This window comes from Allostigmatella hybrida (genome assembly GCF_020103775.1).
GTDB lineage: Bacteria > Myxococcota > Myxococcia > Myxococcales > Myxococcaceae > Hyalangium > Hyalangium aurantiaca.
The window spans coordinates 43,913-62,220 of the sequence record NZ_JAHXBH010000013.1; the positions used below are offsets into that span (position 1 = coordinate 43,913).

3 protein-coding genes are annotated in these 18,308 nt (G+C 69.1%); all 3 read right to left on the minus strand.

Annotated elements, in window-relative coordinates; all coding sequences use genetic code 11:
- Positions 1-6: 6 nt before the first annotated feature.
- The 3 genes from KY661_RS20585 to KY661_RS20595 are packed head-to-tail and all read right to left on the minus strand — an operon-like array spanning position 7 to position 18,225.
- On the minus strand, positions 7-5,580 hold the full coding sequence (locus KY661_RS20585) for a type I polyketide synthase (RefSeq protein WP_225411835.1): 5,574 nt from the start codon (positions 5,578-5,580) through the stop codon (positions 7-9).
- 16 nt (positions 5,581-5,596) lie between these two features.
- Positions 5,597-11,182 (minus strand): type I polyketide synthase, encoded by a 5,586-nt coding sequence (locus KY661_RS20590; RefSeq protein ID WP_225411836.1) that lies wholly within the window; start codon positions 11,180-11,182, stop codon positions 5,597-5,599.
- Positions 11,179-18,225 carry a type I polyketide synthase gene (locus KY661_RS20595; RefSeq protein WP_317987289.1) on the minus strand — a complete coding sequence of 2,349 codons (7,047 nt, stop codon included), beginning with the start codon at positions 18,223-18,225 and terminating at the stop codon, positions 11,179-11,181. The genes KY661_RS20590 and KY661_RS20595 overlap by 4 nt, the downstream gene beginning before the upstream one ends.
- Positions 18,226-18,308 lie beyond the last annotated feature (83 nt).

The following is an 18,308-nucleotide window of genomic DNA, read 5'->3' on the forward strand; positions in this document are numbered from 1 at the left end:
GATCTCTTAATCAGCCAGCGCGGCGAGCTTCTCCGCGAGGAGCGCCTCGGCCTCTTCGTCCGAGAGCTGCTTGACGTTGTTGACGATCACGGCCTCGAGCGCTGCTGCCTCATCCAGGGGCTGCTCGGCCTTGTTCGTGATGGGAAGTTGAAGTTGTTCGGCCAGGTGCTCGATGAGCGCCGCCACGGTCGGGTAGCGCCACACCAGCGTCGCCGGGAGCCGCAGCCCCAGGCTGGCTTCGAGCCGGTTGCGGATCTCCAGCCCCATCAGGGAGTCCAATCCCAGGCTGCCCAGCGGCTGCTGGGGATCGATCCGCGAAGGGGCCAGCCGGAGCACGTGACCGACCTGCTCACACAGGTGGGCCTCCAGCAACTGCGCCCGCTTCGGTCTCTCCGCCGCCCGGAGTGTTTCCACGAAAGCCCCTCGATTCGCCGGGCTTCCCCCGCTACTGGCCTGCTCGCGAGCGAGCCTGGACAGGAACGGCGACTGCGCCGCCGTGAGGTAGAACTCGCGCCACTGCCGCAGTTCGAAGCGCATCACCACCACACGCGCGTGGGGGCTCTCCAGTACCCTGCCCAGCGCCTCGAGGGCTTGCGCCGGCTGCATGCTGTCCACGCCCCGCTGCGCGATACGTTCGCCGCGGGACTCCGCCGCAGCTGCCAGCCCCACCCCAGCCCAGGAACCCCAGTCGACGCTCAACGCGGGCAAACCCAGGCCCCGCCGGTACGATGCCAGTGCATCGAGGAAAACGTTGGCTGCCGCGTAGTTGCCTTGTCCCGGAGAGCCCAGGAGCGAGCCCGCCGCCGCGAAGAGCACGAAGAAGTCGAGCGGCGCCGCCGCCGTCAGCTCATGCAGGTTCCATGCGCCATGGATCTTGGGCTCCATCACGGTGCGCAGGCGCTCGGAGGTGAGGTTCGCTAGCACGCCGTCATCGAGGACCGCCGCCGCATGAAAGACGCCCCGGAGCGGAGGCATCCCGGCCGCGAGCTCCCCGAATACCCGTTCGAGATCCGCACGCACCGCCACGTCGGCCTTGCACACCCGGACCTCGGCGCCAGCCGCGCGCAACGCGTCAATGGCCTGCGCTGCTTCTGCCGATCCGCCTCCGCGGCCCAGCAGGGCGATGTGGCGGGCGCCGCGCGCGACCAACCACTCCGCGAGCTTCAGGCCCAAGCCACCGAGACCACCGGTAATCAGGTAGGTGCCATCGGCACGAAGCTCCGCGGGTGCGGCCTTGCTGCGCTCCATGCGCGACAACCGCGCCACGAACCTGGCTGCGCCCCGAAGCGCGACCTGCTCCTCCAGGGTCGACGAGAGGAGTTCATCGACAAGCACGCGCGCCTGAGCCTCGTCGAGGGCCCCAAGGTCCACGCTGCAGCAACGGAACTCGGGATGTTCCAGCGAGAGCACCCGACCGATTCCCCAGATCGGGGCCTGCTCCACGTGGGCCACCCGCTCCGCGGGTTTGACGGCCTGGACACCTTCCGTCACCAGCCACACCCGGGGCATGTCCCGGAAGCCGGAAGCCACGAGGGCCTGCGTGAGGTGGAGCGCACTCCCCGCCCCGAGCGACCGTGCCCGCGCCAATGCCTCCGGCCCCTCCTCGGGCCGAGGCGCATCCAGGCTGAAGAGGTGCACGACGCCGCGGCATGCAGGCCGCCCGGAACCGAACTCGGCTTCGAGAATCCGCGCGAACCCTTCCGTCCGCGACGGATCAACTACGTAGTGCCCGGGCTCGACAAGGCGAGACTCCTCGCCCTGGGAAACCACGACACACTGCTCGCCGCGCTCGCGCAGCGCCGCCTGCAGCTTCTTACCGAAGCCCTGGCGATCCGCGAGCACGAGCCACGCGCCAGGCGTGGACGCCGGGGAGGGTGCAACGTCCTCACGCGGCGCTTCCTGCCAATCGACCAGGTACATCCACTTGTCGATCTCGTCCGCAGAGCGCCGCCGCACCGCATCCAGACGGCGGCACATCAGGCCCCTGGCCTCCATCAGGACGCGGCCTTCCCCGTCCAGCAAGGTCACATCCGCCTCGACCGAGCCCGCTCCACTGCTCGTGCCGGGCCGGACGCGGGCGTGTCCCCACAGCTCACGGCCCGGGCGCCCGTGGGTACGGAGGTTCTCGACCGCCACCGGAACGAACGTCTCGCCCCGCCGCTCGCCCAACCCCGCCCCATTGATGACCTGGAAGCAGGCATCCAGCAGCGCCGGGTGAAGCTGATGGGCCGCCATCTCCGAGGCGACCGAGGAGGGCAACTCAAGGCGGGCAACCGCCTCTCCTGACCCCTTCCACATCTCCTTCAGCAAGCGGAAGCTCGGGCCGAAGTCGACGCCTCGCTCCTGCATGAGCTGATAGTGCGTCTCACCGTCCATGTGCTCCGTGCACCGCCCCCGCGCCTCCTCAAGCGCGAAGGCTTCCGCCTTGGCGCCTTCGCGGATCCGCCCCTCGGCGTGCAGCGTCCAGCCTCCATCTTCTCCCGCTGGGCGGCTGAAGATCCGGAAGCGCTTCGCACCCTTTTCGTCCGGAACGAAGCTCATCTGCACCGGGAGTGGCTCCTCGCGGGGCAGCACCATCATCTCCTGGAAGATCACGTCCTCGAGCGCATGGCGTGCAGGCCCCAACGCCTCCGCCGCCCCCGCGAGCGCCATCTCGAGGTACGCGGTACCGGGGAGAACGACCTCACCGTGAACAACGTGGTCCCCCAGATACGCTGGACTGTCCGCGAAGAGTTCCGTCTGCCACAGGTGTGACCCCTCCTGCCCAGCCAGCGCCACGTGGGTCCCCAACAACGGGTGATGCCCGGCTTCCCGGGTACGGCGTGAGCGCGTGGGCGCCTCGACCCAGAAGCGCTCGTGCTGCCATGGGTAGGTGGGCAGCGCCACCCGCCGTCCACGCACCGGGTGCTGGCGCTGAAGGTCCACCTCGTGACCCACCGCGTACAGGGTCCCCCATGAGGACAGCATCGAGCCCCGTTCGTCCTCATCGCGCCTGAGCGACGGCAGCACCGTGCCCTCGCGCCCGAGGTGCCGCAAGTGTTGCTCGACGGCGGGCAGGAGGATGGGGTGCGGGCTCAGCTCGATGAAGATGTCATGCCCCTCGACCGCGAGCCGCTCAATCGCCTTCGAGAACAACACCGGCTCCCGCAGGTTATCGGCCCAGTAGTTGACTCCGAACGATGCGCCATCCGTCACCGCCCCCGTCACCGTCGAGCAGATGGGGACGCGGGCCGCGCGCGGCGCGATGCCCTGAAGGGCCGCGAGCAGCTCCGCCCGCAGCGGGTCCATCTGTGGACTGTGCGACGCGACGTCCACCTTGACGAAGCGGCAGAAGACATCCCGCTGCTTGAGGCGGTTGGAGATTTCCTCGATGGCAGCAGGTGCGCCCGAGAGAACGGTGGACCGCACGCTGTTGCTCACCGCGACGGAGACGCGATCCTCGAAGCCCCGCAGGGCCTGCTTCGCCTCCTCCATCGTCAGGTCCACCAGGAGCATGGAGCCCTGGCCACTCACGCCGCGCAGCAACCGGCTCCGGCGGCAGATGATCCTCGCCGCGTCTTCGAGGCTCAGCGTGCCGGCCACGTGCGCCGCGGCCACCTCGCCCATGCTGTGCCCCACCACCGCGTCCGGCTCGATGCCCCACGCGCGCCACATCTCCGCCAGCGCCACCTCCATGGCGAAGAGCACGGGTTGGATGACGTCGATCTCGCGGAGACGGCCACGGCCCTCATCGGCCGCGAGCTCCCCGAGGACGCTAAAGTCCACGCAGGCCCGAATGGCCTCGTCACACCGCTCCAGCGCGGCGCGGAACGACGGCTCCTCCTCGATCAGCTTCCGGCCCATGCCCAGCCACTGCGAGCCCTGGCCGGGGAACACGAAAACCACCCGGCGGCGGGCCTGCCCTGATCTGCGCCCGGTGGCCGCCCCTGGGACTGCCTCTCCGCGCGAAAATGCCTCCAGCTTCTCCACGAACTCGGCGGACGAGAGGCCCGCAAGCGCGAGGCGGTGATCGTGATGGGAACGCGACAAGGCCGCCGTGGCACAAACCTCGCGGAGCGCCACGTCCGGATGATCGGCGAACCAGCGCGCATGACTCCCGGCCATCGCCCGGAGTGCTTCGGGACTGCGCGCCGAGAGCACGAGCAACTCCGCGCCCCGCTGAGGTACCGCGGGCTGGGGAGCCGGTACGGGCGGCTCTTGCAGAATGACGTGTGCGTTGGTTCCGCTGATGCCGAACGCACTCACCCCCGCCAGGCGCGGCTGCTCAGCGCGCGGCCACGGGCGCGGCTCGGTCGGGACGACCACGGGCGCGCCTTCGAGAACGATGTCCGGGTTGAGACGCTTGAAATGCAGGTTCGGAGGAATCGCCTCATTGCGCAGCGAGAGCGCCACCTTCAGCACGCCCGTGAGGCCGGCCGTCGCCTCCAGGTGCCCCACGTTCGTCTTGACCGAGCCCACGAAGAGCGGTGATTCCGCGCTCCTCCCCGCCCCCAGCACGCGCGCCAGCGCTTGCAACTCGATGGGATCGCCCAGCGAGGTTCCCGTCCCGTGTGCCTCGACGAAAGAGATCTGCGAGGGCTTGAGCCCACCGCTCGCCAGCGCCTGCTCGATGACCCGCTCTTGCGCGGGACCGTTGGGCACCATGAGTCCGCTGCTGGCGCCGTCCTGGTTCACCGCCGAGCCAGCAATGAGCGAGAGGATCTCATCGCCACTGGCCAGCGCATCCGAGAGCCGCTTGAGCACGAGGACGACACATCCCTCGGCGCGCACGAAGCCATTGGCGGAGGCATCAAAGGTCTTGCAGCGCCCATCGGGCGAGAGCCCCCGGCTGCTGGAGAGCGCGATCGTCGCGTCCGGCATCAGCATGAGGTTGACGCCTGCGGAGAGCGCCAAGTCACACTCGCGGTTGCGCAGGCTCTGGCACGCCACATGGAGCGCCACCAGCGACGAGGAGCAGGCCGTATCGATGGACATGCACGGTCCCTGAAGACCGAGCGTGTAGGAGAGCCGGCCGGCGGCAGCGTTCAGCGAGGTTCCCGTCAAATGGTAGATGTCGGGGGCCTCTCCCAGCTGCCGCGCCTGAAGCTGCGCGTAGTCGCTTCCGATGATGCCGAGGAACACACCCGTCCGGCTCCCGGCGAGCTGATCGGGCGGCTGACCCGCGCGCTCCAGCGCCTCCCAGGCGACCTCGAGCAGCAGCCGCTGCTGGGGATCCATCCGTGAGGCCTCCCGAGGGGAGACACCGAAGAAGGCGGCATCGAAGTGATCCACGCCGTCGATGAACCCTCCCCAGCGCGCGTACGTGCGGCCCTTCTTGTTGGGATCGGGATCGTACAGCGCCTCCGCGTCCCACCGCTCACGCGGCACCTCGGTGATCGCGTCCACGCCCTCGTACAGCAGCCGCCAGAACGCCTCTGGAGTCCGCGCACCGCCCGGTACGCGGCAGGACGTGCCGACGATGGCAATGGGCTCCGAACGCGTGCGCTTGAGCGCCTCGCTCTCCGCGTGCAGATCAAGGGCCAGCAGCACGAGCCTCTTGGGAGGCAGGCTCGCGATCTTCTCGTAGAATTCCTTACTCATTGCGGTCGTATCCGATTCAGCTCAGCTTTTGTGCAATCAACCGCTCGACCTCTTCGTCGGACAGTTCTGTCACTTGCGACAGGCGCTCGGCGAGACCGTCGGCATCCGCCTGCGCGGCTTGTGGCCGCGGCTCTTGAGCCACTGCCACGGTGGGCAGTGGGATCTCCACCGCGGTAACACTTGAGGCCAAGCGCTTTGCCAACGCGATGACCGTGGGGTGATCGAACGCGACGCTCGCGGGCAGCTCCTTCTCAAGGCCCCGCTGCAGCGTATTGCGCAACTCCACGGACATTTGCGAGGTCATGCCCATCTGGAAGAACCCCCGCTCCGTGGAGGGCAACTCGGTGGAGGAGAACCCGAGAATCCGCCCCACCTCGCTCTGGATACGCTGCACCAGCGTGTCGAAGCGGCGGGCGGGCGGAAGCGCCTTCAGCTCCGTGAGCAGCCGTGCCCGCGAGGACGCCGCGCCCAGCATCGGCGAGGACTCGCCCACATTCCGCAGGAAGGGCCGGCTCCGCCGCGCCTCCCAGATCGGCTTCAACACCGTCCAGTTCACGGACGCGACCGTCTTGTGGCTCACTCCCGCCTGCAGGACCTGGCCCATCGCATCGAGCGCCCGCTCCGAGGACATGGGATTCAGTCCGAAGCGCGCGAAGCCTCGCTCGCTGTCAGCCCGCTCGCCGCCGATCTCGTCCCACGTTCCCCAGTGGATGGTGGCCGCGGGCAGCCCCATGGCCCTGCGGTGGTGCGCGAGTGCCTCCAGGAACTGGTTGCCCGCCGCGTAGTGTGCCAACCCAGAGGCACCCCACAGGGTCGACGTCGACGAGAACATCACGAAGAAGTCGAGCTCGAACTCGCGCGTCAACTCGTGAAGCACCCAGGTGCCGAGCACCTTGGGGCGCATCATCGCCGTCATCGCCGCAAGGTCCAGGTCCTCCAAGCGGCTCTCCGTCAGCAGCGCAGCGGCGTGGATCACCCCTCGCAACGGGGGAAGCGTCCCGGCTGTCTCACGCAAGAGCGCCGCCATCTTCTCGCGATCCGCCACGTCGGCGGCCAGCGTGGTGACAGACGCGCCGAGTGCCCGAAGCGACTCGATCCCCTCGCGGCGCCGCGCCGAAGCCGCATCCCCGGCGCCGGAGGCTCCACTCCGGCCCAGCAGCACGAGGTGCCGCGCGCCCCGCTCCACCAGCCACTTCGCCACCTTCAGGCCCAGTCCTCCCAGCCCACCCGTCACGAGGTAGGCCGCATCCGGGCGCAAGCGCAGCGGCTCCGCAGGCGCGTTCACCCGTGCGCGGGTGATGCGAGGCACCAGGGGACGCTTCTCGCGAAGCGCGAGCTGATCTTCACCATCCCCGCCGAACGCGGAGATCTCGCGAAGCACCTCAGCGGTCTCCCCGGGAGCCCCGCTCGGATCCAAGTCAATGAGGCCTCCCCACACGCCCGGCTGCTCCAGAGACACACTCCGGCCCATGCCCCACAGCGGCGCCTGGGCCAACGACACCCGCTCGGCCCCCACGCCCGTCACCTGGGCGCCCCGGGTCACCACCCAGAGCCGCGCGCGGCCAGGTGAGCCCATGAGTGCCTTCACCAAATGCAGCGCGGCCACGGAGGACTCTGGCGTGCCCGTCTGCTCGTCGAGCACCGCATCGAGGCCCCACAGGTAGACGGCGCGGCCCTCATGCCCGGCCGGCAGCGCCGGCAGCTCGCGCAGCAGGCGCTCCATGTCCTCCGGCCGCTTCGGATTCACCGCGAAGCGCCGCGCGTCCAGCCGCTGGAAGATCTCCCCCGCCATCACGGTGACGCACGGGTGGCCCTGACGGCCAATCTCCTCCACCAGCGCTGTCCCCCACCCACCCCGGTCGAGAAACACAAGCCAGTCCGCGGGCCCCGGCTGGGCCGCACCCACGGGCCTGGGCTCCCACGACACGTCATGGAACCAATCCTGCGAACGGGCCTCTCCCAGCACCTCGAGGAGCCGCTCGGCCGCCACGCGCCGCAGCCGCACACCGCGCGCCACGGCCACCCGGCGGCCCTCTCCATCCAGCAACTCCAGCGTGCCCACCCGGTCCTCCGGGCGGGTCGCGGGAGCGATGGACACATGGGCCCACTTGACGCCGGCACGGCCTTGAACACACTCGAGCGACTCGATGCTCAGAGGCATGAACAGCGCAGCCTCCCCCTGCTCCGCAGCAAGCGCGATCGCCAGGGTCTGAAGCCCCGCATCCAAGAACGCCGGGTGGAGCTGGTAGCGCGCCGATTCCTGAACCAGCTCGGGTCCGAGCGCGAGGAGTCCGAGCGCCTCACCCGGCCGCCTCCAGACCTCGCCGAGCGTCCGCAGCGGAGCCTCGTACTGGACGTTGCAACGCTCGAGTTCCTCGTAAACAGCAGGCCCCAGCACTTGCTGCGTGCAACGCGAGCGCACCGCGTCGACAGCCTCAGGGGTTCCCGAAGGCGCGCCCACAGCCCGGAGCTGACCCTTGCAGTGCCGCACCCATCCCGCTTCAGACGACACTCCACCCGCAGCGCGGCTGTGGATGTGGAACACGTGCTGCCCACCAGCGGCCAGAGAGAGGTGCACTTGCACAAGGCGCCGCTCTGCCTCCGTCAACACCAGCGCGCGCTCGAACTCCACGTCCGAGATCTGACGCGCCCCTGTTCCCAGCGCCTCGGCCGCCGCGCTCAGCCCGAGCTCGACCAACGCCGAGGCCGGGACGACGGCGACGCCCCCCAGCCGATGCGCGCCGAGCCATGGCAGGGAGGTACTGCCCAGCTCCATCTCGAAGATCTGACCTTCGACTCCGTGCGCGACGCTCACCGGACGGCCACGCAGGGACGTCACGTGCTCGGCGACAGGGAGGACGGCCGATGCCGCCACATCGATCCAGAACCGCTTGTGCTGCCAGGGATACGTCGGCAGCGGGACCATTCGCCCGTTCTCCGGGAAGAGCCGCTTCCATTCCACGGGATAAGCCGCGCGGTACAGGGCGCCGAAGGACTCCAGCATCACTGCCCGCTCGGATTCCTCGCGCCGCATGGAGGAAATCGTCACGCCCTCGCGGCCCGCGTGCTGCACGCACCGCTCGACAGCGGGCAACAGGATCGGGTGCGGGCTCATCTCCATGAACACCGTGTGCCCGCCCTGGGCCAGCTCGAGCACGGCTGTGGAGAAGAGCACCGGATCGCGCAGGTTGCGAACCCAGTACGCGGCATCGTAGCCGGAACCGTCACAGGGAGCGCCGGTCACGGTCGAGACGATGGGCACGGAGGCAGGCCGCGGCCGCACCGCCGAGAGCACGGACAGCAGGTCCGCACGCAGTGGGTCGACCTGTGGGCTGTGCGAGGCCACGTCGACCTTCACCCAGCGGCAGAACACATTGCGAGCCTCGAGCGAGGCGCGGATCTCCTCGAGCGCCGCGGCATCTCCGGACAGCACCGTCGAGGTCGGACTGTTGTTCACCGCGATCGCGACGCGATCCTCGCGCCCCGCGACGGCCTTCCGCGCCTCCGCCAGGGACAGCTCCGCCGCCAGCATCGCGCCCTGGCCGCTGATGCGCTTGAGCAGCCGGCTCCTGAGGCAGATGACAGCCGCCGCATCCTCCAGGCTGAGCGCGCCCGCCACGTGCGCCGCAGCCACCTCTCCCATGCTGTGCCCCACCACCGCGTCGGGCTCGATGCCCCACAAGCGCCAGAGCGCCGAGAGCGCCACGGCCATGGCGAACAGGACCGGCTGCACGACATCGATCTCATTGAACCGCGACGCCTCGGACGGCGCCCGGAGCACGTCGAGCAGCCGCCACGTCACGTGGGGGCGCATGGCCTCATCGATGCGCTCGATGGCTTCACGAAAGGCCGGCTCCTGCTCGAGGAGCTGCCGTCCCATGCCGAGCCACTGCGAGCCCTGACCCGGGAACACGAAGACCACCTTGCGCTGCCCGTCCGCCCCCTTCACGGCCGGAGCGGGCCCTCCGGCGGCGAACTCCCGGAGCTTCTCGGCAACGGCGGCCGGGGACTCGCCCGCGACAGCCAGGCGGTACTCATGGTGCGTCCGCCGCAGCGCCGCCGTGTAGCAAACCTCCCGGAGCGGCACTTCCGGCGACGACACAAGGTACTCCGCGTACTTCTGGGCCAGCTCCTGAAGCGCGGAGGGCGAGCGTGCCGACAGCGGCAGCAGGTGCGCACCCGGCGCGTGGGTGACCGGCGCCGCCTGAACCGAAGGCGGCTCCTCGAGAATCACATGCGCGTTCGTCCCGCTGATCCCAAACGAGCTGACCGCGCCACGGCGCTTCCGCTCCTCCCGCGCTGGCCAGGGGTGGAGTGCCGTCGGGATGGTGATGGACTCGCCGCCAAAATCGATCCGCGGGTTGAGCCGCTGGAAATGCGCGACCGGGGGGACGGCCTGGTGCTGCATGGAAAGGACCATCTTGATGATGCCCGCGATTCCCGCGGCGGACTCAAGGTGGCCGATGTTGGTCTTCGCCGCGCCCACGACCAGCGCTTGCTGTGCGGAACGCCCGCTGCCGTAGACCTCATGGAGCGCCTCCATCTCGATGGGGTCTCCCAGCGAGGTCCCGGTCCCGTGTGCCTCGATACAGTCGACCTCGGAAGGCTCGAGGCCCGCGCTCTGCAGCGCCTGACGGATGAGCGCCTGCTGAGCGAGCACGTTGGGCGCGGTCAGCCCCGCTGACTTCCCGTCCTGATTGACGGCCGAGCCCCGCACGAGCGCCAGGATGGGATCCCCCGCCGCGATCGCGTCGGACAGGCGCTTGAGCACGACGACGCCGCAGCCCTCGCCACGCACGAAGCCATTGGCGCGCGCATCGAAGGTCTTGCAACGCCCATCCGGCGCGAGCGCCTGCGCCCGCGACACCCTGCTCGACGAGAGCGGCGAGAGGATGAGGTTGACCCCGCACGCCAGCGCCATCGAGCACTCCTGGTTCCGGAGGCTCTGGGACGCCAGGTGCAGCGCCACCAGTGACGATGAGCACGCGGTGTCCACCGCCAGGCAGGGCCCTTGGAGGTCCAGGAGGTAGGACAGGCGCCCCGGCACCACACAGTTGAGTGCCCCTGTCACGCTGCTCGAATCCCGGGCGGAGGGATTGCCCATCTGCAGCAACGCGTAGTCGTCGCTGTACAGCCCCACGAACACGCCCGTGCGGCTGCCCGCGAGCTGCGTCATGTCCTGCCCAGCGCGCTCCAGCGCCTCCCATGCCACCTCGAGCAGGATGCGCTGCTGCGGATCCATCCGGTGCGCCTCGTGCGGCGAAATCCCGAAGAAGTCCGCGTCGAACTGGTCCACCTTGTTGATGAAAGCCCCCCACCGCGCCCCCAGCTTCTCCAGGGCCTCGGGGTCCATCCGCGCCATGTCCTCACGAGTCCACCGCGAGGAAGGCACCTCGGTGACAGCATCCACACCGTTGCACAGGAGGTTCCAGTACGACTCTGGATCATTCCCCCCTCCGGGGAAGCGGCACCCCATCCCGATGATCGCTATTGGCTCCGAACGTGTCCCCTCCACCGCATCGAGCCGGGACTTGAGCTCCATCGCAAGGAGCGCGAGCCGCTTGGGGGAATACTGCGCGATCTTCTCGGCGAAACTCGTCATTTTCCTTGAGCCACCTTTTGAGCGAACAGCCGCTCGACTTCTTCTTCTGACATCTCGTCGATTTCACTGCCCGGCGCGACGCTCAGCGGTGCTGGCGACGGCACTGCGGCAATCCGAAGCTCACTGCCCTTGTCCTCGAGCGGAAGCTCCATCTTCTCTGCCAAGTACGGTGTGAGCGCGGCAAGGGTTGGATAGGTCCAAACCACCGTCGCGCTGAGCTTCAGACCCAAGGCCGCCTCCAGGCGGTTGCGGATCTCCATGCCCATCAGCGAATCGAGACCGAGGCTCCCCAGTGGGACGCGGGGCTCGATACGCGCCGGCTCCATCCTCAGCACCCCGCCAATCAGCGCGCGCAGGTGTTGCTCGAGCAGGGCGCGGCGCTCGGAGCCACGGGCAGCCTCGAGCTGCTCGCGGATCCGGCTCTGGCCCGGGGCCACGGAGGGCTTGCCTGCCTGCTCTTGAGCCAGACGCGTGAAGAAGGGCGATTGTGCCGCGGCCAGATAGAACCCCAGCCATTGCCTCGGCTCGAACGACATCACGCTCACCTGCGGCCGGCCCTGTCCCAGCAGCATGCCGAGCGCCATCAGGGCCTTGTCCGGTGCCATGCCCCGCAGGCCGCGCGCCTCAAGGCGCTCTCCACGATTGGCCTGCGCCGCCGCGAGGCCGACGCTCGTCCAAGTACCCCAGTTGATGCTCAGTGCGGGCAGGCCCTCCGCCCGGCGCGCATGGGCCAGCGCATCCATGAACGCGTTGGCCGCGGAGTAGTTCGCCTGGCCCGGTATACCCAACGAGGCGGCCACACTGGAGAAGAGCACGAAGAGATCCAGCGGCAGATGGCGCGTCTGGGTGTGCAGGTTCCAGGTGCCCGAGACCTTGGGCGCCATCACTGCGGCAAAGCGCTCCTCCGTGAGGTTGAGCAACAAGCCGTCCTCGAGGAGACCCGCCGCGTGGAACACGCCGCGCAGCGGCGGCATGGACTCGCCCACCCGGGCCAGCGCTCGCGCCACATCGTCCGAGCTCGCGACATCGGCCTGGAAGGGCTCCACCTGGGCGCCCGCCTGACGCAGCTCCGCGAGCGTGTGCTCGGCCTCCGCAGAGGGGGCACGGCGCCCCAGCAGGAGCAGGTGGCGCGCCCCATGCGAAACCAGCCAGCGTGCAACCTCAAGGCCCAAGCCGCCGAGCCCACCCGTGATGAGGTAGGTGCCATCGGCGCGGAGGATCGCCGCCGGATCCCTGGCGGCCAGCACATCCGCCGCCCGTGACAGCCGAGCCACATGCCGCTTGCCACCGCGCCAGGCGATTTGGTCTTCGAACGCCTTGGACGACAGTTCCTTCAGCAGCGCTTCGGCGCAGGCCTCCGCGCCTCCCTCGAGATCCACGCGGGTGCAGCTCAGCTCAGGCTGCTCCAGGGCCAGCACCTGCCCCAATCCCCAGAGCGGAGCCTGTGCCACGTTGACCCGCTCTGGCTCCTTGCCGACGGAGCGCGCGCCGCGCGTGGTCAGCCAGAGCCGGGGGGGATCTCTCCAGCCAGCCCGGGAGAGCGCCTGCACGAGGTGCAGCACGCTGGTGGAACCGAGACGCCGCGAGGCCTCCAGCGCCGGCGGCGTGAGCGCGTCATTCGAAGCGCAATCGAGGCTCCACAGGTGAACCACCCCGCGGCAGGGAGGCGCCCCTGCGCCCAGCGCGTCCCCGAACAACCGGCGCAGATGATCCGCGTTCCGAGGATCCACCTCCGCGCTCCCAGGACCCGAGAACCGGTACTTCTCCGCCGGGGAAACGAGCACGCAGGTTTCGCCACGCGCCCGCAGCAACGCGGAGAGCCGCTGACCCACGCCACCGCTATCGCTGAAAATCAACCAGCTGCCCGGTGAGCGCGCAGGCCACGGCAGCTCTGCCGCCAGGGGCTGCGCCTCCCAGCCCACCTGGTAGATCCACTCACCAAGCTCCTTGCGCACCGCGGCGCCCGCCTCGAGCCTGTAGAGGCGCAGCTCCTCGAGCTCCATCAGCACGTGGCCCTGGTCATCCAGGAGCCGGACGTCGAAGGTGCGCTCCCGCTCACTCGCGGATCCGTCGCCGCTGGCCTTCACCCACACCCAGGCCGCACGCCCGGGCCGCTGGAAGAGCCGTATCCGGCCGAGCCCCACCGGCACATAGGTCTCCGCCTTTGCCGGCTTGCCTTCCTTCGGGGCGATCAGCTCCACCGCGACCTGAAGGCTCGCATCCAACAGCGCGGGATGAAGCCGGTACTCTCCGCTCTCGGAAGACACCTCGGCGGAAAGCTCCAGACGCCCCAACCCCTCTCGCTCGCTCCGCCAGAGCTGCCGCAGCGCCTGGAACGCGGGGCCGTACATGAGGCCCTGCTCCTGTCTGCTCCGGTAGTGCGCCTCGGAGGAAATCTCCACGTCCAGGCGCTCCCGCAGCAACTCGGGCGGCTCTGCGGAGAGCGCCAGGGCCGCGCGCTCCTCCCGGTGCAGGCTCCCCGCCGCGTGCTTGCGCCAGGTGTTGTCTCCCTCGGCACGGCTGGAGATCTGGAAGGAGGCACGGCCCGCCCCCTCCTCGCTCAGCACCATCTGCACGCGCCTCACTGCTCCGGGCTTGAGCGCGAGCATCTCGCTGATCGAGACATTCTCAAGCACGAGCCCTGCCTCCCCCAGCACCTCCGCCCCGGCGGAGAGGGCCATCTCCACGTACCCTGCCCCTGGGAAGACGGCCTCCCCCCACACACAGTGGTCGGAGAGATACGGGAACGCCTCCGTGCTCACGGCCCGTTCCCAGAAATGAGTACCGGGCTGCAAGGACGAGGAGAGCGAACTTCCCAGGAAAGGATGTCCTGCCCTGCCCTCGCGCGCGGCGCTCGCCTGCTGCGGATCCGCCTGCGCCTCATCCAGGAGCCAGTACCGCTCCCGCTGCCACGGGTACTTGGGCAGCGCGACCACACGCCCTCCCGAGGGGTGCAGCGGCGTCCAGTCGACGGAGCAGCCCCACGCGTACATCGCCGCGAGCGACTCCAGCAGGCTCCGCCGCTCCTGCGCCTGCCGCCGCAGCGACGCGAGCACCAGCCCCTCCCGCTTCGACTCGCGCAGCGTCTCCTCGATGGGGGCCAGCAACACGGGATGCGGGCTCACCTCGAGGAGCACACTGTAGCCGTCTTCCAAGAGCTGCTCGACGGCGCCATGGAACAGCACGGGCTCGCGCAGGTTGCTGACCCAGTAAGACGGAGAGAAGCCGCCCCCGTCGCTCGTCTGCCCCGTGACCGTGGAGTAGATGGGAACCGCCGCGCTCACGGGGGAAATCCCCTCCAGCACGCGCAGGAGGTCATCCTTCAGCGGGTCCATCTGCGGACTGTGAGAGGCGACGTTCACCTTGACCCGGCGGCAGAACACCCCCTGCCCCTCAAGCCGCGCCAGCACCTCTTCCAAGGCGCCGGTGTCACCCGAGAGCACCGTCGAGCGAGCGCTGTTGCTCACACCGATGGAGAGCCGCGTCTCATAGCCAGCCAGCACTTCGCGGGCCTGCTCCAGGCCAAGCTCCACCACGGCCATCGCCCCCTGCCCGCTCATGCGGCGTAGGAGGAGACTGCGGCGGCAGATGATCCTGACCGCGTCCTCCAGGCTCAGTGCGCCCGCCACGTGCGCGGCGGCCACCTCGCCCATGCTGTGGCCCACCACCGCATCGGGCGCAATCCCCCACGAGCGCCACATCTCCGCCAGCGCCACCTGCATCGCGAACAGCACCGGCTGCACGACGTCGATCTCTTGCAGGCGCGAGTGCTGCTCGTCCGCGCGGAGCTCCGCCGTGAGGGACCAGTCCACATGGGCCCGCATCGCCCGCTCGCAGGCCTCGATCTTTGCCCGGAACACAGGCTCCTCGCGCAGGAGCTGGCACCCCATGCCGAGCCACTGTGAGCCCTGTCCCGGGAAGACGAAGGCCACCTTGGCCCGTCCCTCGAGGCTCACCCTGCCCTGGCTCACGCCGGGACGGACTTCGCCCCGCGCGAAGGCATCCAGCGCCTCGGCGATCTCCCGCCGCGAGCTACCCACCACCGACAAACGATGGGAGTGATGGCTCCGCCGCACTCCAGCCGTGTAGGTGATGTCCTCGAGCGCTACTCCCTGGGCCGCACCGCCCTCCAAGAAGTCACGGCAAGCCGCAGCCAGCGCCTTTAGCGCCTCGGGGCTGCGGGCCGACAGGGGCAACAGCCGCACCGGCGGCTCCTCACCCGGCGCAGGACGCGCTCCACGGTCTCCCCCTCCCGTGGAAATCGCCTCCCACGGGACCTGCTGGCCACGGACATACAGGGCCCCCAGGGTGTCGAGCATCGTGCCCCGCTCGTCCTCCTGCCGCCTCATCGAGGGGACAACGAGCCCCTCCTGCCCTGTGTGCCGCAGGGTCGACTCCATGGAATGTTTGAGAATCGTGTGCGGGCCGACCTCCAAGAAGACGCGATGTCCGTCGCCGAGGGTGTGGGAGAGCGCGCCCGTAAAGAGCGTGGGCATCGCGATGTTGTTCACCCAGTGGGAGGCATCGGCATCCCCCCCCGCGAGCACCGAAGCGGTGACCGTGGAGATAATGGGAATGCGTGCCTGGCTGGGGCGAATCTCCCGCAGAGCCTCGGAAAGTTCGTCACGCAGCACTTCGATCTGAGGGCTGTGCACCGCCACGTCGGTATCCACCCGGCGGCAGAACACGCCTCGTGACTGCAAGGTGGCGAGCACCTCGTCGAGCGCGGCTGGCTCGCCGGACAACACCGTCGAACCCGCGCCCGCATCGATGGCGCGGCACAGACGGCCCTCGTAGCCCGCCAGCACCTTGGCGGACTCTTCCCAGGAGATCCCGACGAGCCCCATCGCGCCCTGGCCCCTGAGCCGGGCCATCAGCCGCGACTGCGTGCAGACAACGCGGAGGGCGTCCTCAAGGCTCAGAATGCCCGCGGCGTACGCCGCCGCGACCTCACCGCTGCTGTAACCCACCACAGCAGCGGGCTCGATTCCCCAGGAGCGCCAGAGCTCCGTCAAGGCGATCTCCAGGGCCACGACCGCGGTCAGGGTGACGTCGATCCGGCCCAGCTGCGCCGCAGCGTCATCGGCCCCCAATATGGCCAACAGCGACCAGCCCACGTTCTCTTGAATGAGCCGGTCGCACTGCTCCAATGAAGCCCGGAACACTGGCTCGGTTCGCGCCAGGGCAAGCCCCATGCTGGGCCACTGCGAGCCCTGTCCCGGGAAGACGAAGACCGGCTTCTGAGGGTGCCCGGACTCCACCGTTCCCGTCATCACCCCCGCCCTGGCCTCACCTGCCAGGAAGCTCTTGAGGCCCTCCCGAAGCTCCTTCCGAGACCGGACGGTCATCGCCAGGCGATGGGCGTGCCCACCGTCTTCAGCGGTGGCCTCGCGGAGAAGCTCCGCCAGGGGCACGTGTTCGACGGAATCCACGCGCGCGAGCAGCCGCTGTGCCGCCGCGCGAAGGGCCTCTGGATCGCCGCCCGACACGTGCACGAGCTCCGCCCGGGGCGCGTCCGGCTCCTCGAGCACGACATGGCAGTTCGTGCCACCGAATCCGAAGGAGCTGACGCCCCCGATGAGCTTCCGGTCTGGCTCGGGCCAGTCACTGAGGGTGCTCTGGACCTTCAGACGCAGGTCCCCAAAGGGGATGAGCGGATTGGGCGTCTCGAAGTGGAGGCTTGGCGGGAGCGCCCGGTTCTTGATGGACAGCGCGACCTTGATCAGCCCCGCAATGCCTGCGGCGGCCTCCAGATGACCCACGTTGGTCTTGCAGGAACCGATGTGCAGCGGCTGCTCGGAGGGCCGCCCTGCGCCGAGCACCTCGCCCAAGGCCCGGGCCTCCAGGGGATCCCCCAGCGGTGTGCCCGTGCCATGCGCCTCGACGTACTGCACGCTGGCCGGTTCGATGCCGGCGCGCGCATAGGCCTGGCGAAGCATCTCCGCCTGCGCCTGGAGGTTGGGCGCCGTGAGGCCGTTGCTTCCACCGTTGTTGTTGATGACGCTGCTGCGGATGACGCAGTAGATGGGATCGCCATCCGAGATGGCCTGGGAGAGGGGCTTGAGCACAGCCACGCCCGCCCCCTCGCCACGCACGTACCCGTTAGCGCGTGCATCGAAGCTATAGCAGCGCCCATCCGGTGAGAGGGCCCCCAGCTTGGACATTGACACCGTGCTGTCGGGCGCGATGTTCAAGTTCACGCCCCCCACGATGGCGAGCGTCGACTCGCCCGTGCGCAGGCTCTCGCAGGCCAGATGCACCGCCGAGAGCGAGGAGGAGCAGGCCGTGTCGATGGCCATGCTGGGGCCCCGGAGCCCCAGCACATAGGAGACGCGGTTGGCAATGATGCTGTGATGAAACCCTGGCGCAGTGTGCGAAGAGATGCGCCGCAAGCCAAGCCGCTGCAACAGGGTCTCGTAATCCGTCCAGATCACCCCAAAGCAGACCGCCGTAGGCGAGCCCTGCAGGCGATCCGCAGCGATCCCTGCATCCTCCAGCGCCTCCCAGGTCAGCTCCAACATGAGCCGCTGTTGCGGATCCATGTGGAGCGCCTCCTTGGGCGAGATGCCGAAGAAGAGCGGATCGAACGCATCCACCCGGTCCAGGTATCCCCCCCAGCGGGAGGTCACCTTGCCGGCTGCGGTGGCGTCGAGATCGTAAAGACGGTTGACATCCCACCGGTCGGGGGGGACCTCTGTGATGGCATGGGTCCCTCCCGCGAGCAGGCGCCAGAAGGCCTCGGGATCCGGTGCCTGCGGAAAGCGGCACGACAGGCCGACAATCGCGATGGGCTCGTCTTGCCGGGCCACACGGGTCACGGGCTGCGAGGCGGGAGCCTCCTGCTCTCCGGCGAGGTGCCGCGCCAGGGAATCAAGGGTCGGGTACTCCCAAACGAGCGTGGGTGACAACGAACGCCCGAGCATCGTTCCGAGTTCAACGATGAAGCCCGTGGCCTTCAGTGAGTCAAGCCCGTACCGGCTGAAGCGCTCGCGCACATCGATCTTGCGCACATCGAGCCCCAACCGTTGCGCGAGAACCCCCACCAGACGCGCCTGAACCTCAACCGGAGCATCCTTCTGCACTTTGTCTTTCGCCGACACCTGGACCTCTGCCGAGCAAGTGAGCA

Coding starts and splice junctions, on each gene's coding strand:
- KY661_RS20585 (WP_225411835.1), bottom strand. CDS start 5,580: ATGAGTAAGGAATTCTACGAGAAGATCGCGAGCCTGCCTCCCAAGAGG.
- KY661_RS20590 (WP_225411836.1), bottom strand. CDS start 11,182: ATGACGAGTTTCGCCGAGAAGATCGCGCAGTATTCCCCCAAGCGGCTC.